The sequence below is a fragment of the Variovorax sp. GW531-E2 genome, from assembly GCF_059423125.1.
The window spans coordinates 1-3,327 of the sequence record NZ_JBWKXQ010000121.1; the positions used below are offsets into that span (position 1 = coordinate 1).

Genomic DNA, 3,327 nt, shown 5'->3' on the forward strand with positions numbered 1-3,327 from the left:
GCTCAGGCCTGTAGACAGGCTGGAGATGCCGCTCGTGGCGGTGCTGAGGCCAGACGACGTGGAAGTCGACAGGCTGCCGACATTGCTGTTCGTCGTGCTCAGGCCAGTGGACAGACTGGAAATGCCACTGGTCGCCGTGCTGAGCCCCGTCGAAAGGCTATCGATGCCACTCGCGGCCGTGCTCAGCCCAGTCGACGTGGATGTCGACAGGCTGCTCACGTTGCTGTTCGTGGTGCTCAGGCCAGTCGACAGACTGGAGATACCGCTGGTTGCGGTGCTCAAGCCGGTCGAGAGGCTATTGATGCTGCTCGTGGCCGTGCTCAGGCCCGACGACGTAGACGTCGACAAGCTGCTCACGTTGCTGTTGGTCGTGCTCAGACCCGTCGAGAGGCTCTCAATGCCGCTCGTGGCCGTGCTCAGCCCACTCGACGTCGAGGTCGAAAGACTGCTGACATTGCTGTTCGTTGTGCTCAGGCCAGTGGACAGGCTCGAGATGCCGCTGGTCGCAGTGCTCAGGCCGCTCGACGTCGAAGTCGACAAGCTGCTCACGTTGCTGTTCGTGGTGCTCAAGCCAGTGGACAGGCTCGAGATGCCGCTGGTCGCAGTGCTCAGGCCGGACGACGTCGAGGTCGACAGGCTGCTGACGTTGCTGTTGGTCGTGCTCAGGCCAGTCGACAGGCTGTCGATGCTGCTCGTCGCAGTGCTCAAGCCAGACGACGTCGAAGTCGACAGGCTCGAAATACCACTGGTTGCCGTGCTCAAGCCGCTCGAGGTGGATGTCGACAAGCTGTCCAGGTTGCTGTTGGTGGTGCTCAGGCCGGTGGACAGGCTGGCGATGCCGCTGGTCGCCGTGCTCAGCCCTGACGACGTGGACGTCGACAGGCTGCTCACATTGCTGTTGGTCGTGCTCAGACCGGTCGACAGGCTGTTGATGCCACTGGTGGCAGTGCTCAAACCAGACGACGTCGAAGTCGAAAGACTGTCGATGCTGCTCGTGGCCGTGCTCAGACCGGACGAGGTCGAGGTCGACAAGCTGCTGACGTTGCTGTTCGTCGTGCTCAGCCCCGTGGACAGGCTCGAGATACCGCTGGTGGCCGTGCTCAGACCCGACGATGTGGACGTGGAGAGGCTGTCGATGCTGCTCGTCGCGGTGCTCAGGCCAGACGACGTCGAGGTCGACAAGCTGGAGATGCCACTGGTCGCCGTGCTCAGCCCCGACGACGTCGAGGTCGACAAGCTGCTGACGTTGCTGTTGGTCGTGCTCAAGCCAGTGGACAGGCTGGAGATGCCGCTGGTGGCAGTGCTCAGACCCGACGAGGTCGAAGTCGACAGACTGTCGATGCTGCTCGTCGCCGTGCTCAAGCCAGACGATGTCGACGTCGACAGGCTGCTGACGTTGCTGTTCGTCGTGCTCAGGCCGGTAGACAGGCTATCGATGCCACTGGTCGCCGTACTCAAGCCCGACGACGTGGACGTCGACAAGCTGCTAATGCTGCTGTTCGCCGTGCTCAAACCCGACGACGTGGAGGTCGAGAGGCTGCCGACGTTGCTGTTCGTCGTGCTCAACCCAGTGGACAGGCTGGAGATGCCGCTGGTGGCGGTGCTCAGACCCGACGAGGTCGAGGTCGAGAGGCTGCTGACGTTGCTGTTCGTCGTGCTCAGGCCGGTCGACAGGCTGGAGATACCACTGGTCGCGGTGCTCAAACCAGAGGACGTAGACGTCGAAAGGCTGTCGATGCTGCTCGTCGCCGTGCTCAGACCGGACGACGTCGAGGTCGACAGGCTGCTCACATTGCTGTTCGTCGTGCTCAAGCCAGTCGACAGGCTGGAGATACCGCTGGTGGCAGTGCTCAAACCAGACGACGTGGACGTCGATAGGCTGTCGATGTTGCTCGTCGCCGTGCTCAGGCCGCTCGACGTGGAGGTCGACAGGCTGCTGACGTTGCTGTTGGTCGTGCTCAAGCCAGTGGACAGGCTAGAGATGCCGCTGGTCGCAGTGCTCAGACCCGAGGACGTAGACGTCGAGAGGCTGTCGATGCTGCTCGTCGCCGTGCTCAGGCCGCTCGACGTGGATGTCGAAAGGCTATCGATACGGCTGTTGGTCGTGCTCAGGCCCGACGACGTCGAAGTCGACAGGCTCGAAATTCCACTGGTTGCAGTGCTCAGACCGCTCGACGTGGAGGTCGAAAGGCTGTCCAGGTTGCTGTTCGTGGAGCTGAGGCCGGTAGACAGGCTGGAGATGCCACTGGTCGCGGTGCTCAAACCAGAGGACGTCGAGGTCGACAGGCTGCTCACGTTGCTGTTCGTCGTGCTCAGACCCGTGGACAGGCTGGAGATACCGCTGGTGGCAGTGCTCAAACCAGACGACGTCGAAGTCGAAAGGCTATCGATGCTGCTCGTGGCCGTGCTCAGACCGGACGAGGTCGAGGTCGACAAGCTGCTGACGTTGCTGTTGGTCGTGCTCAGGCCCGTGGACAGGCTGGAGATGCCACTGGTCGCCGTGCTGAGCCCCGACGACGTCGAGGTCGACAAGCTGCTGACATTGCTGTTCGTGGTACTCAGGCCGGTAGACAGGCTGGAGATCCCGCTGGTGGCGGTGCTCAGACCCGACGACGTCGACGTCGAAAGGCTATCAATGCTGCTCGTGGCCGTGCTCAAGCCCGACGACGTGGACGTCGACAGGCTGCTGACGTTGCTGTTGGTGGTGCTCAGACCGGTCGACAGGCTGGAGATCCCACTGGTCGCCGTGCTCAAACCCGACGACGTCGAAGTCGAAAGGCTATCGATGCTGCTCGTAGCCGTGCTCAAACCAGACGACGTCGAGGTCGACAGGCTGCTCACGTTGCTGTTCGTCGTGCTCAGGCCCGTGGACAGGCTGGAGATACCGCTGGTTGCGGTGCTCAGCCCCGACGACGTCGAAGTCGAAAGGCTGTCAATGCTGCTCGTGGCTGTGCTCAAGCCCGACGACGTGGACGTCGACAGGCTGCTCACATTGCTGTTGGTCGTGCTCAGACCGGTCGACAGGCTGGAGATCCCACTGGTCGCCGTGCTCAGACCCGACGATGTCGAAGTCGACAGGCTGCCCACGTTGCTGTTCGTCGTGCTCAGGCCCGTGGACAGGCTGGAGATGCCGCTGGTCGCAGTGCTCAAGCCACTCGACGTCGAGGTCGAAAGGCTGTCCAGGTTGCTGTTCGTGGTGCTCAGGCCGCTCGACGTGGAAGTCGACAAGCTGTCGATGCGGCTGTTGGCTGTGCTCAGACCCGACGATGTCGAAGTCGACAGGCTGCCCACATTGCTGTTCGTGGTGCTCAGGCCTGTAGACAGGCT

General features: G+C 62.4%; 1 protein-coding gene. It reads right to left on the reverse strand.

The genetic code is table 11. The annotated features are described in order from the left end of the window. A partial coding sequence (locus tag AC07XP_RS32090) for a beta strand repeat-containing protein (RefSeq protein ID WP_495266939.1) occupies window positions 1-3,087 on the reverse strand: 3,087 nt, incomplete at its 3' end. Window positions 3,088-3,327: the final 240 nt, after the last annotated feature.